Here is a 20,822-nt window from a genome sequence, read left to right as displayed (position 1 = left end):
TGAACCAGGCCAAATCCGGTATACCAAAACAAAACCGGCCTATGAAACTTACCACCAATACTACACCAGAAAACGGGGATGAAAATAGCCTGCCGGATATTTCTGACCATACTTCAATAGGTACGCTCACGAAAGAATCCCCCTCTGAAAGTAACCAGATTCCCATACCAAAAATAGAGCTTCCCAAGGGAGGAGGTGCCATTAAAGGTATAGACGAGAAGTTTAAGATTAATGCCGCTAACGGTACTGCTTCCCTGAGTGTACCATTGCCTATTACGCCCGGTCGTCAGGGATTTGGGCCATCTCTAAGCCTGAGTTACAGCAGCGGAGGCGGTAATAGTGCTTTCGGCCTCGGCTGGTCTCTGAGCTTGCCACAAATTAGCCTGAAGACGGATAAGGGAATCCCTCGTTATGGCAGTGATGACGTATTTGTAATGGCTGGAGCCGAAGACCTCGTGCCCTACATGATAGAAAAGGATCCCGGCAACTGGGTGCGAAAGGAGCGGAGCGAGGGCGACTACATCATTACTCGCTACCGTCCGCGAATTACCTCCGATCACGCGCGAATAGAGATGATCCGACACCCTACCTACGGTACATACTGGCGGGTAAGCTCTTCAGAGAATATCGTCACCATCTACGGGAGGTCTGCTGAGTGCCGTATTGCCGACCCGGAGGACCATCGGAGGATATTTTCCTGGATGCCCGAATTCAGCTACGACGATAAAGGCAACTGGATGCGCTATAGCTACAAATCTGAAAACCTCGATCAGGTTCCGCTGTCCCTTCAGGAAAGCCATCGGCACGACGGCCGACAACCCTATACTAACCGATACCTCAAGCGCGTTCGCTACGGTAACGCCCAGCCCTATACACCTGACCCCGCACTTCCATACGATCCTTCTGATCCCGCAGATGAGACCTGCTATTACGAACTCGTACTGGACTACGGCGAGCACCATGCAACCAATCCGCTCCCTATGGAAGCCGACCTATGGCCCGTTCGCGAAGACCCCTTCAGTAGTTATCGCTCGGGTTTCGAGATTCGTACCTACCGTTTATGCCGGCGGGTGCTTATGTTTCACCATTTCCCTGACGAAACGAATCAGGACGGCACCGCTTTCGGCAACGACTACCTGGTGCGTTCCCTGACCCTTGACTACAAACCCTCTTCCATCAATGACTCCGGCCAGGCAGAAGTAAACTACCTGGCAGAAATAACGGGTAGTGGCTATGTACGCAAGGGCGATGCCAGTTACAGCAAAAAGTCACTTCCACCGCTTTCCATGGATTACCAGCATTTGCATTGGGATACCGAAATGCGGCAGGTAACCCAAACTGAAATAGAGAATCTTCCTATAGGCCTTGAAAACAACTATCAGTGGGTAGATTTATATGGCGAAGGCATAAATGGACTGCTTACAGAGCAAGGCAGTGGCTGGTATTATAAAAGCAACCTGGGCGATACGGATGATAGTGGCAACGTATCCTTTGGCAGTACCCAGCCAGTCCTTCCCAAGCCGAGCTTCACCGGTCTGGGCACTCGGATTACCGTAGCCGATCTGGATGCGGATGGACTGAAAGAGATGGTGACCCAAAACGGTGGTGTTCAGGGCTATTACAGCATGGGAACGGATGGGCACTGGGAGCCATTTGCACCGCTGAAGCAGGTGGTCAACGTAGATTTGGCGGACCCCAATGTTCGGGTATTTGATATTACCGGAGACGGTAAGCCCGATTTGGTGATGACCGAAGAGCGTGTAATCAGCTATTATCAAAGCATGGGCAAGGAAGGCTATGCCGAACATGTAAGGGCTGTAAAAGCACTGGATGAAGCCAGGGGCCCTGCCGTTGTATTCGCCGATGAACACAATAAGATATTGCTTGCTGATATGAGTGGAGACGGCCTTACCGACATTGTGCGTGTGCGGAATAGCGAGGTTTGTTACTGGCCGAATATGGGCTACGGAAAATTCGGCGCGAAAGTCACCATGGGCAATGTCCCGCAATTCGACCTGCCCGATCGCTTTGACTCCTCCCATGTTCATCTTGCCGATGTGAGCGGTACTGGGGCCACGGACATAATCTATGTGGGCGACGGCCATTTCAAGGCTTATATTAACCAGGGGGGAAACAGCCTTTCCGATGCAACGCCCATCGATCCCTTTTTTCCAATAAATAATATGATTAACCTGCAGGCCGTTGACCTACTTGGCACGGGAACCACTTGCCTGGTTTGGAGTAGCAGGCTACCGGGCGACCGGATTCGCCCTCTGCGCTACATAGATCTTATGGACAGCCTCAAGCCCCATGTGATGGTATCCTACCGCAATAATATGGGGCTGAGCACTACCCTTGAGTACCGCAGCAGTACTCATTTCTACCTTAAAGACAAGCTTGCCGGTACCCCTTGGATCACAAAACTACCTTTTCCCGTCCAGGTGATCGAACGATCCACCGTAGAGGATGCCGTTACTAATGTGCGCTTCAGTACCCAATACAGCTACCACCATGGTTTTTACGATCATCTGGAACGAGAGTTCCGCGGCTTCGGAATGGTAGAACAAGTAGATTCTGAGCATTATACCTCCTGGAAGGACCAAAATAGCGACAGCATGCTGGAGCTATCCGAAGAAACCTTTCAGGCTCCCATACTTACCCGAACCTGGTACCACACCGGAGCCTTTATCCGAAAAGATAAGGTGTTGACCCATTTTAGGTCTGAATACTGGCACGCTCGCTACGAGGCCCGATTTCCCGGAGAGTTAGTTGCACTTCTCGAACCTGAGCTACCCGATGCCATCAAAAAAGTTGCCAGCCACCTTCAGGATGTGAATGCGCTAAGCAAGCTGACTGCTGATGAGCACCGAGAGGCCTCTCGTGCCTGCAAAGGAATGGTGCTGCGTACCGAAGTCTTTGATCTGAAGGGGGTGAATCCTGAAAATCCTTCCGATGATGAAATCCGTCGACAAATGCAGCCTTATCAGGTAAGCGCCCATAATTGCCTCCTTATTTTGCAGCAACCCAGGGGTGGAAACAAACATGCCTGTTTTCAGGTGCTGGAAAGTGAAGCCTATCAGGTCAGCTATGAGCAAAACATCACCGACCCCCGCGTAAATCATACCATTACTCTGGAAGCAGATAGATACGGCAATGTTCTCCTGGCCGCTAGTATCGCTTATGCGCGTGTTATTCCTGACATGAGCTTGCCCCAGATAGTACGCGAGGAGCAGGCCAAAACGCATATTACCCTCACACGCAACGTTTACACCAATGATGCCATCCGGGAGGTAGACACTGCCTTCGGTGACAGCTACCGCCTGCGTGTTCTTTGCGAAAGTGAGGTGTTTGAGATCAGAAATCTGCCCCAAAGTGATGCGTTTTACAACCCAGACTCCTTTAGTGAGGTGGTAGGAAGTGCGACTACCGAAATCCCCTACTTGCAGGCTCACGCTAACGTTCCTGAGCGGCGTAAGATCGAGCACAGCCAAACCCTTTTTTTTAAAGATGACCTGAGTGGCCCCCTCAACCTTGGCGAGCTTGAACCACGTGGAATAAGCCACGAGAGTTTTGCACTCGCCTATACACCGCAAATGCTAGTGGAGCTATTTCCAGCTGACTTCCTGCCGACCCCAGACTACCCGGGTACCGATGCTCATTATGTTCATTTAAATGGTGATACGAATTGGTGGGTGTCTTCCGGCAGGGCCATCTACCTGGATGCAGGAGAAACCATAGCCGATGTGCGTAATCGGTTTTGGAGCCCAGTGGGCTATCGTGATGCGGGAGGCTCAGAGGTGCGGATAGCCTTTTACAAAAACTATTATTTCCTTATCCAAAGCATCACAGATGCTGTCGGTAACATCACCCAATCTGAAGATTTTAATTTCCGTACTCTTAGCCCGGTAGTACTGCGGGATGCGAACGATACCCTAACCGCTGCCTTGCCAGACGAGCTGGGCATGGTAAAAGCAACTGCCCTGGTAGGAAAAGACCTGGATGGAGACGGCACAGCGGAAACGCAGCTCGCTGACACCCTCGACGGTTTGAATGAGTGGACGGACGATGAGGAAGCATCTATTCAGGCCTATTTTCAACTGACCGATCCTGAACTGTTGGATACGGAGGCGGGTATGCTATTGAAGCAAGCTAGCTCCCGTTTTCTGTATGATCTAAATGCCTGGACAGGTAGCCAAAAACCGTCTGTCACTTGTGGTATAAGGCGCGAAACCCACCATGCCGATCTGGGGGCAGGGGAATTGACCGCACTGCAAATCAGCTTCGAGTACACCGACGGCATGGGCAAGGTTGCCATGACCAAAGTGAAAGCGGAGCCTGGATTGGCAAAGGAAACCACCGTAAATGAGGATGGTAGTTACGTCGTAACTGAAATAGATACTTCTCCTGCCATCCGCTGGCTTGGTAATGGCCGTAGCGTGCTGAATAATAAGGGGAAAATTGTGAAGCAATATCAGCCCTATTTCTCATTCAGGCCTAGCTACGAGGATGCCACCGAACTCGTAGAAGCCGGCCAGACCGTTACCCTTTTTTACGATAGCATCGGGCGGCACATACGAACCTTATTTCCCGATAAATCCCTGCAGGAAATCCACTTCGATGCCTGGAAAAAAGCCGTTTGGGACCAGAACGACATGGCCATGCAGAGCGAATGGTACAACGAGCGTTTTAACAGGCTGATAGATGCCGAACTTACTGCAGATGGCAAAGACCCTATAAAAGAGCAGGAAGCTGCCACTAAAACCGGGGCTCACGACAGCACCCCTTCGGTTGTCCACTTCGACACCCTCGGGAGACCCGTGATGACCGTGGCTCATAATAAACGGCCGGACAATAGCGACGAATTAATCCATACCGCTTTGGACCTGGACATAGAAGGCAATACCCTCTCCGTAACCGATGCACGGGGCAATACCGTGATGGCCTATCGTCACCATATGCTCGGTGGTAGAGTTTATAGCGACAATATGGATTCTGGAGAGAGATGGTTTTTTTCAAATGCCTTGGGAAAACTGAAACGAAGCCGTGACAGCCGGAATCATACAACTACTATTAGTTACGATGCCTTGCACCGGGAAACAGAGAAAAAGGTTACGGGTGGGGAGGGCGAACCATCCCTGGACCATGTGTTTGAAAAACTAATTTACGGGGAAGGAAAAGCAAATGACAAATCACTGAATCTCCGCAGCAGGCTGTGGCATCATTATGATACTTCAGGAAAAATTGAAATAGCCAATTATAACCCTGGCGGTAAGCCAAAAATTCAAATCCGGAAGCTTCTTCGGGGTTTTAAAGACCTCCCTAATTGGTCGGGTGCTAACCTGGATAATGCCCTTATTTCAGGCGAAAGCCACCAGACTACTATCAGCTATGATGCACTGGACAGGGTTACAGAAAAGGCAAACCCTGACGGAAGTACCGTTTACAACTTCTACAGCAGTCGTGGATTGCTAGGTCGTGTAGAAGCCAATATCAATGGTACTAGAAAGGAGTATGTAAAAAGCATTACCTACAACGAGAAGAATCAGCGGACCACTGTTATATATGGAAATGATGTAAAGACTACCCATGTTTATGACAAGAAGACCTTCAGGCAACTGGCTGTCATTTCCCGCAGGAGGAGTAACGAGCTGCTGCAGGAACTACATTACACCTATGATGCGGTGGGGAATATCACCGAAACCGAAGACAAGGCTATTCCAACCCGCTTCTTTGCTAACCAGATCATAGTGCCGCGCAATAGGTATACCTATGATGCAGTATATAGACTAACCGAAGCAACAGGCAAAGAGCATGTCGGCCAACTAAGCCACAACCAGTGCGATAATTGGGATGACTCGTCTTTTAGGAAATCATATGACCCCAATGATAACATGCAGTGGCGTAATTACACGGAGAGCTATCGGTATGATGTGGCGGGCAACATTCTTGAAATGCGTCATATCGCCACGGGAGGGAATTGGACCCGTACCTATACGTATCCTGCTTTTACCAACCGCCTGCTGCAAACCCAGGTAGGTGGTCAGGTGTATAACTACAGCCATCATGCTCAGCATGGATTCCTTACAGGGGTACCGCACCTGCAGCGTTTGACATGGAATTTCCGTGATGAACTTATCACCACGGTAAATCAGCAGGTCTGTACCGGTTTCGAACCGGAATCTACCTGGTATGCTTACAATGGTTCTGGAAAGCGAATACGAAAAGTAACGGAAAATCAGGCTCCAGCAGGGACTGTCAATACGGTGAAGGACGAGAGGATTTATGTGGGAGATGTAGAGGTTTATACCAAAAAAAGCGGCAACCATGCAGGCCTTATACGTACCACTCTCCACATCAGCGATGACAAGGGCAGAATAGCCACAGTGGAGGTCCGCAACGATGAAAATGACGGTACCCCTGCTGAACTGGTGAGGTATCAGCTCCCCAATCATTCGGAATCCGTAAGCATGGAACTGGATGAATCGGGAGTAGTAATTTCTTACGAGGAATACCACCCTTTTGGTACCACTTCTTATCAAGCAACGAATGCCGAAATTAATGCCGCAGCCAAAAGGTACCGCTTTACAGGAATGGAACGGGATGAAGAAACAGGATTCAGCTATCATAATTCCAGGTACTACATTCCCTGGCTAGGCAGGTGGCTTAAGCCGGACGTATTAGGTCTAAAGGACGGGATAAATCTGTACAGCTATGTAAAAAATAACCCGGTAACCATTAAAGACCCTACCGGGATGTATGGGGAGGCGGGACACTTTTACACCGTCTATTATGTCTCCCTTGCGGCTGGTTTTGACCACGATACAGCGTTTAGAAATGCGTTTTATGCCCAGTTGCCGGATGAGGTGGAAGAGTTGGATGCAGTAAGTGTACAAAGGGATTTGGTTGAGGCCAGTGTAAACCCTTTAATTCAGGCAGATTCCCTTCTTGAACGTGCAAGTTCCATGTTATGGGATGCTCAGCGGGCATTTATTTATGAATCGTCTGGTGGGCAATACGATGTGGGACCATCATCTCCCGGAGAGCGGGAAATGGAGTTTGCACGCTTGACTAATAGGAGGGACAATATACAAAGAGGCCTTCATGTATTGACAGGAGAAAGCTCTGCTGCAGAAAGGAGATTCAGGAGCAGTGAAGTGGGTCGCTTAACACCCGGAACCTTAGAATTTGGGCTAAACCTGCACGCTTTTGGCGATAGTTATGCGCATAGCCAAATAGATCATCCGGGTACTTTGTATGAAACCGGTTGGGGTCATGCGGCAGAATTAGCGAACCTTAGAGATGGGCATGCGCCGGACATTATTCCCAACCGACGCGCCCTATACCAGGAATATGTAACGAGTCTGTACACTGCCCTAAGGGCGGAAGCAGCAGAACAAGGGCTCTCTGCCAGAATGAGCCTTTCGGAAACCCTGCAGCTTGCGAATGAAGTAGGAGAAGAAGTTCATTATACAGAAATTCTTTATAGTCAGGGTGGAATTATTAGCAGAGATAGGACCAGGCAGCCGACAGAAGAAGAACAGATAGGCAGAATACGGCAAATGACACAAGACAGAATGGGTGTAACGATGAGAGCCTTTGCACCGGAAACCCATGATACTTCTTCATGGTCGAGTTTTGCTCCTTCACATTCAGGCCTACTTCCTAGTGGAACACTTAGGCGGGCAGAGAGTCAGGCTCGTGATTGGGCCCGCAGGTAAATAATCAATGAATTCCAAGTACTAAATATTAACCAACCCACGATATGATCACCACGCTGCATAATCAATCATTCAGGCCAGGCCAGAAAGGCAGTCTGGTAGGTCGTCTTCACCGGATATTGTTCGTACTTGGATACCTCGATATGCCAGGAAACCCTAGTGTATTCTCCGGGAACACGCAAAAGGCACTGGCTCAGTTTCAGAAGGAAAAACGACAGCAGGCTACCGGGCTACTAAGCGAAAAAACCGCTATACTGCTGGAAGATGAATACCTTAAGAGCGGCTTTGGCAGACCCTACCGGATAAAGGGCTTGGTTAAGGACAAGCAGTCTGGTAAAGGCCTGAGTAATCTTGCTGCAGAAGCCTGGGTTGTGCAGGCCAACAAGCCCAAACAGGTGGCAGAAGATATCACTGGTACGGAGGGAGTGTATTTGCTGGAATTTGACGAAATGGCCTATGCGGATCTCCGAAATAATGAGCAACAGCATGCTACCTTTTCAATTAGGATCGAGCAAAATGGGAAGGTTTTACAAACTACGGACCAGAAAAAGCTGGCTCCCGGTGACTTTTCCATTGACATTGAGGTAGGAGACAGACAAATCGAACCGATAGATTCTGATCCCTTAGCACCAGATCCAAACCCACCACGTCCGGCCGACCCCGTACCTGGCAATCCCCCAGACGGGCCAAATGACCCGATCGGGCCAGATGTCGATAGGCAAAATGAAAATGGTCCTGGTCTGATTACGGGAAAGGTAATGAAAGCCAACCGACAGGGCGCTTCCAACCTTACCGTACGGGCCTTTGATAAAAACATTGGAAAAGAAGTGCCCCTTGGTAAACAGACACAAACCAGCCGCAGTGGTGAATATAAAATTGATTATGCCTTTGCGGAACTACCTCGTGGTAAGGAACATCCGGATATCAGTATAAAGGTACTGGATGAAAGAGGTAAGGTGATAGGGCAGTCTCCAGTAAAATACAACGCCCCTGCAGAGGTTAAGATTAACATGTTGCTCACTCCTGAGAGTCTTATTGAAGAAGATGAGTATTCGAAAGTAAAAATGGAACTGGAGAGCTACCTGAACGGGGCAAGCTTATCTGATTTAAAAGAGGATGGGGAACAGCAGGACGTCACTTACCTCGCTAATAAATCCGGCTGGGATGCCCGAATTGTTGCCATGGCATCATTGGCCGAGAAGTACCAAAAAGAAACCAACACCCCCGCACCCTTTTATTACGCCCTTTTCCGTGCCGGCTACCCAACAGACAGGAAAAAACTCAGCAAGTTAGGATCCAATGCGTTAGGCACGGTTTGGAAAGAAGCTGGTAAGCTAAACATAATCAATCAGGAATTGGAAACTCAGATCAAAAAGGGGCAGCAGGCCTTTACAAGCGCTGCTGTAACCCACCTGCTCCTACAGCCTTCCGAAAATGGCCTGTCCGGGCTCGATGATATGTTAAATTTGGCTGATCTGAGTCAGGAAGAGAAGGTTACTTTTATCCGACTTTATCTCAATGCCAACGGAGACTCTGAAAACCTATGGAAACAAGTAAGTAATGAAATGGGAGAGGATAGGGCCAAAAGGTTGCAGACCGATGGTAAGCTCGGTTACCTCACCATGGACAATGCCCCCCTAATCGGTGAGTTGCGTAACCGTGCCCTGGTCACTGATAATCCGGTGCAACTGATAGAAAACGGCCTGTACAAATCGGAGGCTTGGCAGGAAATTATCGCCGGGGAAGATATCGATGTGCCCGATACACTGGAAGGCGACTCCGAAAAAGAAAAGAAAATAGCCTATGCCAACCAAATGGCCAATCGCTTGAAAGTGAGTTACCCTACTGCTGTTCTTTCGCACCAGATTCAGCAAAATGAAATGCCCGTTTTGAATGAAGGGATTAAAGGGGAAGTTGTAAAATTTCTCCAGCAAAATCAATTGAATTTCCAGATAGGAGAGACTCCCCTGGCATCCTTTCTAAAAGAAAATGAAATTAGCTTAGATCCGCCGATTGAGCAGGAGCTAAAAAGCCTGGAGCGCGTTTACAAGATAACCCCTTCAGATGAGGCCATGAAAATCATGCTTAGTAGCGGTATCGACTCCGCCATGGCTGCCACCAAATTCGGCCAGGATGCCTATGTTGAGAAATTCAGCCAGGTTATGAGTACGGAATTGGCCGTAAAATCTTACCAGGTTGCCCAACAAGTGCACGCCACTACCCTCAACACTGCCGTGGCCTATCTGGCTTACAAACGAAACCCGGGTATTCGAACCATCGCCTCTGAACCCGTTCCCCCCTCAGACATACTCGCCTATCCAACGCTGGAAGGGCTTTTCGGTGAGATGGACTATTGCGAGTGCAGCCACTGCCGCTCCGTACTGAGCCCGGCTGCCTATATGGTCGATTTGCTTAATTTCATAGATAAAGCGGGCGAAGGTGATAAGAAGAATCCGCTCGACGCCTTGTTGGAACGCCGCCCTGATATAGAGCACCTGCAACTCACATGCGAAAATACCCATACCGTACTACCCTACATTGATTTAGTGAACGAGATACTCGAATTCTTTGCCGTGCATGCCAACCAGCCCGGTGTAGATATTGCTGATGGTGGTTTTAACCCCCTTGAAGGATTTAATGGATATAATATGGATGAGTACAGTGATACCTCTGAGCTTATCGCAAGTCCCACCTACGTACAGCGTGAGGCGTACACCATTCTTAAAGGAGAGGTGCACCCGGCACCATTTAACCAGCCATTGGAAGCCCTCAGGTTATTATTTAAGGAATTGGAAGTACCCCTAGGTCATGCTATTGAAAGCCTGCGTGTAGATAACGAGCTTTCTACCTGGCGGCCAGTTCACCTGGAGCGTTTGGGGCTTTCACCGGAGGAGCATCGGATACTTACAGCAAATGAAAAGACCGTTTCAGAGTTCTATGGTAAAGAGGCAGGGCTCGATCTGAATTCTGTTTTTGAGACTGATGATAAATTTGCCAGACATTTTTGCCAAAGTCTCAATATCAGTTACAAGGAACTTACAGAAATCGTTGAAACGAGGTTTATTAATCCTGCCGCTCAATTGCTTCCCGCCCTTGAACGCCTGTACGTAAGCATGTCAGAAGTAGTAGGTCTGATAGATGGAGAAATTAGTGATGATGAATTCAACAACATGCTACCGGCTGATCTGACCGTAGATCTATATGGTGGAAACGTAGCCTCTTGGATCAAAGAGCGTGGCGATACCATTAAAGGATTAATTCTTCTTACCGATACTGGAGCAGAAAATGAAGCCTGTAATTTTGAGAAGCTGCGACTGCTTTTTGCCAACGGCGATAAAATAACGCAGCTGGAATACCTGAAGTTTTACCGTTTCATAAAAGTATGGAAAAAGCTGGGATGGACTATTGACCAGACTGACAGAACCATGGCGGCTTTATGGCCCGCTTCCGATGAAGTAAGCACTATAGCCGAGCTGAACAGTGGTTTTGAGATCTTACTTACCAAACTGGCGCACCTTATTCAGGTTATGGACTTGCTCCGCCTCAGACCAAAAAAGGAGCTACAGCATGCGCTAGCCTTGTTTGCCAATATAGACACCCATGGGCATGGGGCGCTTTATAGAGACCTCTTCCTGAACAGTGCATTGAGTGAGCAGTCCGAAGTATTCGATTATGACCCCAACGGAAGGGTGCTTACCGATGATACCCAAACGTTGTTAGATCATGAAGAAGCCGTTCTCGGTGCAGTAAACATCACTTCTGAAAAACTTTACCTGTTGTTGGACAGGCTAATAAATGAACTCGCTGGGGTGGATGAAGTGGAGGAAGTGCCTCTGACACTTCCTGTGGTTAGCGAAATTTACCGCTATAATCTTCTTGCCCGTGAGCTGAAAATAAGCCTGGAAGAAGTGCTTATACTTCAAGACCTTAGCCAAACCGATCCGTTTGCTGACCTTACAGCCGTTAAACCGCCCATTATCCGATTTATTGAAGTAGCAAAGCAGCTCAAAGAACAAAAAGTTAAACTCACATCGCTTACCTATTTTCTGAGGCACGAAGACCTTAGTGGAGATGCCTCACCCACCGAGGCTGAAATACTCACCTTCGCACAAAAAATTACCACAGAGCTAAAGCGAATAGAGTCTGAAAACAGTGCTGGCAATGAAGCTTCTGCCGAATTAGCCAGGGAAAAGATGTCACTGCTTTACGACCCAGATACGATAAACCTCTTCTTCAGTATCATCAATCGGGAAATACTGTTTGATACCAACTACGACCATCACCAGGAAGCGCTGGAAACAGAAATATCCGAGGCCAGTGAACTTCTGACCTACAATAACTTCAGCAAAAAACTCTCCTACACGGGCATCATGACCGAAATGCAGCGGGACGAGCTAAAAACTGCGGGTGATGTTATTGCAGATGCCGCGGCAGGAATTGCCTTTAAAAATGCAATCGACATACTGTATGATGCCTCCCAAACAACGGCAACCCTATTTTTTACCGATAACCCTAATCTACAAGGTCCTTACACTGATTTTGTGACCGATGGCGATTACAGCAAACTAATAGGAGAAATATTACTTGCATTTAAAGAAGGTTTAAAACGCCTGGATTTGGTACAGCTCGTAGCCGACGCTCATGGGTCGGAAGCGGGAATAGTCTCTGCACTTTTGGAAGAAAACGTACTTAATTCAGAGACTAATAGTGCCGAACCCTCCATAGCGGACTTTCTTGCCCTTGAAAAAACCGGGATCAATGTTGTTTTCGGGTTGGATGATAGTAGTAGTACCACCACGATATGGCCCACACCCGAAGCTGGTGTCCCAGGTCAGGAGTTGCCAGGAAATGTCGAAAGCCTTTCCTTCTCCTTTTACGTGCTTCCCGGAGAGAGCGACTACTACAATCTTCGATTAGAAACCGATGCTGCAGCCAATGTGCAACTAATAGTAGATGACGAAGAAAAAGCCGGTACCCTCAATGGTTCTACCTGGGATAATGACGACCCTATATATCTGGAAGGTAATCAGTACCACCGTATAGAATTGACCGTAGAGAATTTCAGCAATACTGCCACCTTAAAATGGGCAGCGGAAAATATTACAGGCTCCTATCAGATCATCCCTGCCTCCGCTATATATCCTGCAGAAACACTCGATATTTTTGGTTCAGCCTACCTGCGCTTCCTTAAGTCCCTCGCCATTGTAGATATGCTCGAGCTCACTGCCACCGAGGTAAGTTACTTTGGGGATCACCTCACCATTGATGGGGAAGGGTTTTTGAATTCCGTTCCACTCTCGTTCGATAAGGGCCAGGCAGGTATTCACCGGCAGCTTTTCGAGAAGGTAGAGGTTTTATTGTATTACAAGATGCTAAAAGAAGCCTTTGAGGCCGAAGGCGATGATATGATCAGCATTCTGCTAGACCCGGAATCGGTGTTTACTACCGCCGACGGTGAGGATAGCTACCTGCTAATGAAAGTAACCGGATGGGATGAGGTAGAATTCACAACGCTACTTAACAGATTCGGCCTAAGCTGGCAGGAGCTTTCCGATCCTGTCAACCTCCTTAGAGTACACCAGGCTTATGAGCTCTCCCGTAAGACTGGATTAACTGCCTCAATTCTGATCGCCCTCGCCGGCAATGACCCCGACATGGCAGACGTGACCAGCATGGAAAATGCCATTCGTCTTAAATATGACAATGCCGGCTGGCTGAAGGTTATTCAACCCATTAACGATAAGCTTCGCAATATGCAGCGCGATGCGCTAGTAGCCTATGTGCTGCGTTTGCTTTCAAAAAACCCGAAGACCCAAACAGTAGACACAGCCGATAAGCTATTTGAGTACTTTCTGATAGATGTACAGATGGATGCCTGTATGAAAACCAGCCGAATTAAGCAAGCCCTTAGCTCCATCCAGCTCTTTATAAACCGTTGTTTGCTAAATCTGGAAGCCAATGTTTCACCCGATGCTATCAATAAAAAACAATGGGTGTGGATGAAGCGGTACCGGGTATGGGAGGCTAACCGCAAAGTATTCCTGTATCCGGAAAACTGGCTGGAACCAGAGCTCCGTGATAATAAGTCTCCTTTCTTCAAAGAACTTGAAAGCGAGCTGCTACAGTCCGAGATAAACGCAGACACCGCTCATGTTGCTTTGCTTCATTACCTCGAAAAACTCGACACCGTTGCCAAACTTGAAATTTGTGCGTACTACTTAGATGAAAAAGAAAGCGGAACCGAGGCCGATGACATCCTGCATGTGATCGGACGCAGCTCCGGTGCCAAGCGTGCATACTACTACCGCCGCCTGGAATACGGGTATTGGACCCCATGGGAGAAAATTGATGCTGACATCGAGGATAACCCCGTGTTGCCGGTGGTATGGAACGGCAGGTTATTTCTTTTTTGGCTGATGGTTATAACCCAGGGAGATGAAAATGCAGACGCGCCGTTAAGCTCTGGTAATCTTGATGAAGCAACTATCCAACCCAAAGAAATTAAGTATAACCTGGAAGTTACCTTGTGCTGGAGCGAATATTATCAAAACAAATGGCAACTCAAAAACACTTCTGATATTCAGGATCCGATGGTATTTACCGGGATCAGTAGGGGTTTTAAACGTACAGACTTCTTCAAAATGAGTTGTTCCCAGGGAAGCGATGAAGAACTATATGTAACGGTTAATTACAGGCATTGGAAACTATACAATAAACATAGCAATCCCGAAAAAAACGAATTGGCTGTAGCCGTTGTTCCACAAAAAACAAGAGCCATTGATACCCTAGGTCATCAGATTCAAATAACGTACAACACGCAGGCCAATCTGGACCGTTTTGATGTTCCTTCCTACACAGATAAGGATTCAGCTACATTGGAGGAAATACAAGCCGGAATTCTCGGGCTTCAGCACACCCTATACCGAAACTTTATCAACCCAAAAATTGTCCAACACAGTCAGGCCTTAAGTGAGCTATTCGAGGGGCCTTTTTTCATTCAGAACTACCGGCACGTTTTTTATGTCGTGCCGGAGAAATATTATGTTCCTATTCGGGTTGCCCCCGATTACGGGTGGGACCCCCCAATACTACTCTATCCCGGGCCATTGGAGCCAGAAGAGTTGCCTGAAATCGTTCCCACATTTCCTCCAATTTGGGAAACTAAACCTATACTGGATGATATACCGCTGGATAGGGATCCTGTTTTTGAAGTGGATACAGATCCTCTTACTCAACCGGAAATTTTGCCAGAGGGTTTTAAATTTCAAGAAGGATTCCATACCATCAAAAACGGAGTACTGAGTAAAAATGTCGTCACGTTTGGCAATGCCATTATTCTGCCTACAGGTAATGCGAACCGCATTATATCCACAGAGGAGACCATTAAAAATCTGTAAATTAATCAAGATGTACCGACCATGGCACTAATTGACAAATACAATAAAACATCCTTCCATCAAATGGAGCTGGAAAAGGAACTAAAAGTCCAGAATACATCCGAAATGAGGGTGCGGTATGATGTCTATACGCACTTTCATTCTTTCGTCAATGATTTCCTCAGCCAGCTCAATAAAAAATCACTGGATGGACTTCTTGATCCCAAATTTATTGACGAGCTGGATAAAAGAGCACCGGATCTTTTTTCAAACCTGTACAAGGCGGACGAAGTAGTACGTGAAAAACCAAAAAACGAGGTGGATGTAGATGCTGCGGGTGCTTATTCCGTTTACAATTGGGAGTTGTTCTTTCACGTTCCATTCACTATAGCCGTGCACCTCAGTAAAAGCCAGCGGTTTGAAGATGCACAGAACTGGTTTCACTACATTTTCGACCCCACCAACAATGACAAGACAGTAGCTCCACCGACTCGATTTTGGAATTTTAAGGCCTTCAGGGAAAAGACAGACGTACAGTTAATTGACGACATCCTAACCGCTCTTAGTGGAGAAGGGGACGATGCCTTGAAGGCACAGGTGGAAGCCAGTATCGCTGGGTGGCGAGAAAACCCTTTTCAGCCACATGCCATAGCCCGTACCCGCTTTGTGGCCTATCAGTTTAGCGTCATTATGAAGTATCTGGACAATCTCATCGCCTGGGGTGACAGCCTTTTCCGCCAGGATAGTATCGAGACCATCAACGAAGCCACGCAGCTTTATGTGCTTGCCGCTAATATTTTAGGAGATAAGCCCCAGGAAGTGCCTCGAAGAAGCAAACCAAAGCCCAAGACTTTTGGCGAACTACGTGGTAAAACCGATGCGTTTAGCAATGCCCTTGTCGAGCTCGAAAACCAGTTCCCCTTTAATGCCAACCAGCCATTGGCCAGTGACTCTGCAACTGAGCAGATTGATACCCTATTCGGAATAGGAAAAACCCTTTATTTCTGCATCCCGGAAAACGATAAACTGCTTGGCTATTGGGATACAGTGGCTGACCGCCTGTTCAAAATTAGGCATTGCATGAATATTCAGGGTATCGTGCGCCAGTTGCCGCTCTTCCAGCCGCCGATTGATCCTGGCATGCTGGTAAAAGCTGCAGCCGCCGGAATTGATTTAAGTAGCGTGATCAGTGGGCTCAATCAACCGGTATCGCCTGTTCGCTCCAGCCTCATCCTGCAAAAAGCCCTAGAATTGGCAGGAGAGGTCCGCTCCCTCGGTAACAGCCTGCTTTCAGCACTGGAAAAGCAGAATGGGGAAACCTTGGCCTTACTGCGTCAGAAGCACGAAATTTCAATGATGGAACTAAACCAGGATGTGCGCCTGCTACAATGGAAAGAGGCCGAATCCAATACCGATGCCCTGCTCAAGTCCCGTGAATCTGCCTTCCAAAGATATAGTTATTATCAGATGTTATTGGGTAGAAAGCCAGAGGATTTTTCCAATTGGGAAACCATAGCCCTCCAGCGCCAAAACCTGCTGGAAGGGACAACTATTGAAGAACGGGAATCAGCCTTTAATAGCATTTATCGCGAGATGGTTGGTAACTACAGTAGTAATATTGAAATGGAGGATTTTCCAGCTTCAGGTAGGGTCGGGGAAGGCAGGTTGCACCTGAATACCAATGAAGACGCTGAACTGAACAGTCACTTACCAAGGGCACGTGATTCCAGGCTGGCAGCCTCAGTAGCAGATACCCTAGCTGCAGTACTTACCTTTATTCCTGAATTTAACTTAAACCTGCACTATTGGGGTATTGGTACTCAGGCTGATATTGCAGGTGGTACCAAATTAGCCGATGCCAGTAAGATAGCAAGTAGTATTGCCCGTACCGTCGCAGGATGGGAACAGGATCAGGCGGGTATGGCTTCTAAAACTGCCTCCTACGAGCGTAGAGCAGAAGACTGGTCCCAGCAAAGCAACCAGGCAGCAAAAGAATTGGAGCATATTGGTAAGCAGATTATTTCCTCCCTCATTCGGGAGCAGATTACCAAAAAAGAGTACGAAAACCAAGCCAGGCAGCTTGAGCATAGCAGGGAAACGGATGATTTCATGAAGGGTAAATTCACCAATGAAGACCTTTACAAATGGATGCAGGGTGAACTGTCCCGGATTCATTATGACTGCTACAAGTTTGCCTTCGACACTGCCAAAAAGGCGGAACAGACCATGAAATGGGAACTTATGCGGCCTGAGACCGATGAGCGTACCTTCGTCAAATTCAACTATTGGGACGGTGGACGAAAAGGCTTGCTTGCTGGCGACAGCCTCTACCTCGATCTGAAGCGAATGGAACTGGCTTACCTGGAAAACAACAAGCGTGAATACGAGCTTACGAAGCACATTTCAATTCGCCAGGTAGCCCCCCTTTCCCTGTTGGAGCTAAAAGCTACTGGAGTATGTACCATAGAGCTACCAGAGTGGCTATATGACCTGGATTGCCCCGGCCATTATATGCGCCGGATTAAAAGTGTTGGCCTCTCCATACCTGCAATAGCCGGACCCTACACGAGCGTGAACTGCACGCTCTCCATTCAAAAAAGTAGCATTCGCAAATCCAGTCTGTTACAGGATAATGAATACGCCCGCCAGGAAGAGGACAACCGGTTTGCAGACTACTTCACCACCCTGCAGGCGATTGTCACTAGTAGTGCTCAGAATGACAGCGGACTGTTCGAAGTAAACCTTCGTGACGAGCGTTTTTTGCCTTTTGAAAATGCAGGTGCTATCAGCACATGGGGGCTTCAACTGCCATCTGAGCTGCGCCAATTCGATTACAATACCATTGCTGATGTCATTCTGCACATCCGCTATACAGCCCGCGAAGGTGGCGCACTGCTTGGTGAAGGTGCTACCTCCTACATTAAAGACGAACTGCTGGCTGAAGCAGGGACTCTAACGCAGCTCTTCAGTTTGAAGCACGATTTCCCTAACGACTGGCACCAAGCCGTCACCTCGGTAAATGATTTCACTACCAGTATCAGCCGGGATTATTTCCCATACATTGCACAGACCGGCGACTTGACCCTTTCTGAAGATTCTCCCTTCCACCTTTTCTTCCTGGATAAAGAAAAACAGGAACTGCAGCCGGTGGCTGGTGCGAATGTAACCGTGGGGGATGACGCCCTGAATGATGAAGGCAGAAATTTGACCCTCACCATTTCCGGCCTGGATACGGATGAAGATACTTACTTCCTGCTGGTAAATTATGCGGTGGAGTTTTAGTTTTTTTATCCTGAGCTTTACAATTGCTTTTGTTGTACCCATAAGCAATTGGGTTTAACTTTAGTAAACGAATAAAAAAAGGAGAACCTACCTGTTGGTAATATCCCAGTTTAGGGAATTAATGACAAGCTTATTTTTCCTTAAAGCAAGTACAGGCTAATCTGTTGTGAAACAGTATACGACCATTTACATTTGAACCTATGCCGTTAAACCAAATCGAAACACAAGTCCTACGCAAACACCTGATCGAATCGCTAAGCGGTGAAAAAGCACATATTACCTTTGATAGGGTGGTTGCCGATTTTCCGCTGGAGGCCATCAACAAAAAAGTGCCAGGCATTCCCCATTCTCCCTGGTTCCTGGTAGAGCACATGCGACGGGCGCAGCGCGACATCATTGATTTTATCAGCAGCCCCGACTACCGCGAGATGCGGTGGCCGGAGGATTATTGGCCGGTAGGAGATACGGACAAGTCTACCTGGAATCAATGCATTGATAGTTTTATCACAGACCGCAAGGAATTGATTCGAATAGTTGAAGACAATTCAATCAACCTTTTTGCCCCAATTGCCCATGCCCCCGATTACACGATTTTTCGGGAGATTATCATCATGGCCAATCATCATTCCTACCATACCGGTCAATTACTTTACCTTAAAAGAGTATTTAAAAGTGATCCTACCTAAGGAAAATCAAGCAAATTTCTACAACCGATCGTTACCTGCTTTATGGCTAAAATGGGTAACTTGGTTAGCACTTAACCATCGACTAATGGGGACCATCAAAAAACCAGGAGTACACATCGAAGAAAAAAATGCCTTTCCTTCTTCTGTAATACAAGTATCAAGTGCGGTTCCCGCTTTTATAGGGTATACGGCCAAAAGGCCAACTAACCAAGCCAGGCGAATTACCTCCTTTTCGGAATTCAATCAGTATTTTGGAGGCCCTGCTCCCTACCTGTTTCGGCTTCATGGGAAAGGGGATGATACCAACCTACCGGAACAGGCTCCCTCAGCTAAGGAAACGGTAGCAAATGAAGCGATCGGCGAAATCAATGGCTATAGCCTATCTAGAGTAGGATCGGCATACCGGCTCTACAATGCCATGCTGCTTTTTTACCAAAACGGGGGAGGTACCTGCTATATAGTTTCGGTAGGTGGATATGACGATGGGGAACCGATCCAGGCGGCCAGTCTTATGGCCGGTTTGCAAGCCCTGGAGCAAGAACCGGAACCCAGCCTGGTACTGGTTCCCGATGCCGTATCTCTGGATACAGCCGAGGCATTTTATAGCCTGTGCCGCAAGGTAATCGCCCATTGCGGGCAGATGAGGAGCCGGATGGCCATTTTGGATGTGTACCAGGGCTACAATGCCTTGCAAAATCCTGCGGGCGGGAAATCCGTTGTGGACCGGTTCCGGGAAAAAGTCGGCAGCGAATCACTCAGTTACGCCGCCGCCTATTATCCCTGGCTGGAAACAACGATTGTAAACGAATCGGATCTGTCCTTTCAAAATCTGACAGACGATAGCCTGGAGCTGATGGTAGAAATGATCCGAAACGAACTTTCCCTCGACGACCAACCTGAGACTGAACCTAAATGGGAAGCCAAAAGGAAGAAAATGCTCGCAGCCTTGGTGAAACAGCTTCTAGATTACGCGGCAGCTGCTGTGAAAGACGGGACTGATCATCCGGGAGATACGGAAAAACCTTCCCCTGCGGACATGCACCGCTCGCTTTTGACGGTTAGCCCTGCTTATAAAGACTTGCTCGAATATCTCCGAAAGAGCCTGAATCAATTGCCGCCGGCTGCAGCAATGGCAGGGTTGTATTCTTTGGTGGATTCCACGAGTGGGGTTTGGAAGGCCCCTGCCAATCTTTCAATAATTTCCGTCATTGCTCCATCTGTACCCATTTCCACAGAAGAGCAGGAATACCTGAATGCACCCTTGGATGGAAAAGCGGTCAATGCCATTCGCTCCTTTATTGGAAAAGGCGTGCTGGTGTGGGGCGCGCGCACATTGGATGGAAACAGCAACGAATGGCGATACATTCATGTGCGGCGGACAGTGATGGTGCTCGAACAATCGATGTTGCTGGCGGTCAAAGCCTATACCTTTGAACCCAATCAGAATGCCACCTGGACCACTGTCAAATCCATGCTGATAAATTACCTGACACAGCAGTGGAAAATGGGTGCTTTGGCCGGAGCGAGCCCAGCAGAGGCATTCTCCGTGCGGGTGGGGTTAGGGGAAACGATGACAGCTGAGGATATCCAGAGTGGTATAATGCGGGTAACCGCTTTAGTAGCCGTCAACAGACCGGCTGAATTTATTGAAATTTCTTTTGCGCAGCCCATGCAAAAAATATAAGAAACCGTGTATGATCCTTAAGTTAAGAGTGTAGCGGTTTTATTCCATTAGTGCTAAAAATGGTTCCTAAACAATC

Annotated in this window: 5 protein-coding genes; all 5 read left to right on the top strand. The window is 48.0% G+C overall.

Annotated features, from left to right (window positions below; all coding sequences use genetic code 11):
• Positions 1-41 precede the first annotated feature (41 nt).
• The 5 genes from GKS34_RS04990 (at position 42) to GKS34_RS04970 (ending at position 20,746) form a co-directional block, all read left to right on the top strand.
• Entirely contained in the window at positions 42-7,718 is a 7,677-nt protein-coding gene (locus GKS34_RS04990) for a SpvB/TcaC N-terminal domain-containing protein (protein ID WP_163383675.1), read from the top strand.
• A gap of 44 nt (positions 7,719-7,762) precedes the next feature.
• The gene (locus tag GKS34_RS04985; RefSeq protein ID WP_163383674.1) at positions 7,763-15,115 is read left to right on the top strand and encodes a neuraminidase-like domain-containing protein; all 7,353 of its coding nucleotides are present in this window, start codon (positions 7,763-7,765) and stop codon (positions 15,113-15,115) included.
• 21 nt (positions 15,116-15,136) lie between these two features.
• Positions 15,137-18,376 (top strand): Tc toxin subunit A-related protein, encoded by a 3,240-nt coding sequence (locus GKS34_RS04980; protein WP_163383673.1) that lies wholly within the window; start codon positions 15,137-15,139, stop codon positions 18,374-18,376.
• Between the two features lie 200 nt (positions 18,377-18,576).
• Positions 18,577-19,062 carry a DinB family protein gene (locus GKS34_RS04975; protein ID WP_163383672.1) on the top strand — a complete coding sequence of 162 codons (486 nt, stop codon included), beginning with the start codon at positions 18,577-18,579 and terminating at the stop codon, positions 19,060-19,062.
• 85 nt (positions 19,063-19,147) lie between these two features.
• A complete protein-coding gene (locus GKS34_RS04970) occupies positions 19,148-20,746 on the top strand; it encodes a phage tail sheath family protein (protein WP_163383671.1) in 1,599 nt (532 codons plus the stop codon).
• The last annotated feature ends 76 nt before the right edge of the window (positions 20,747-20,822 follow it).

The organism is Cyclobacterium jeungdonense, assembly GCF_010994275.1.
GTDB lineage: Bacteria > Bacteroidota > Bacteroidia > Cytophagales > Cyclobacteriaceae > Cyclobacterium > Cyclobacterium jeungdonense.
The sequence above is the reverse complement of the archived record's forward strand: the minus strand, read 5'-3'. Positions and strand labels throughout refer to the sequence as shown.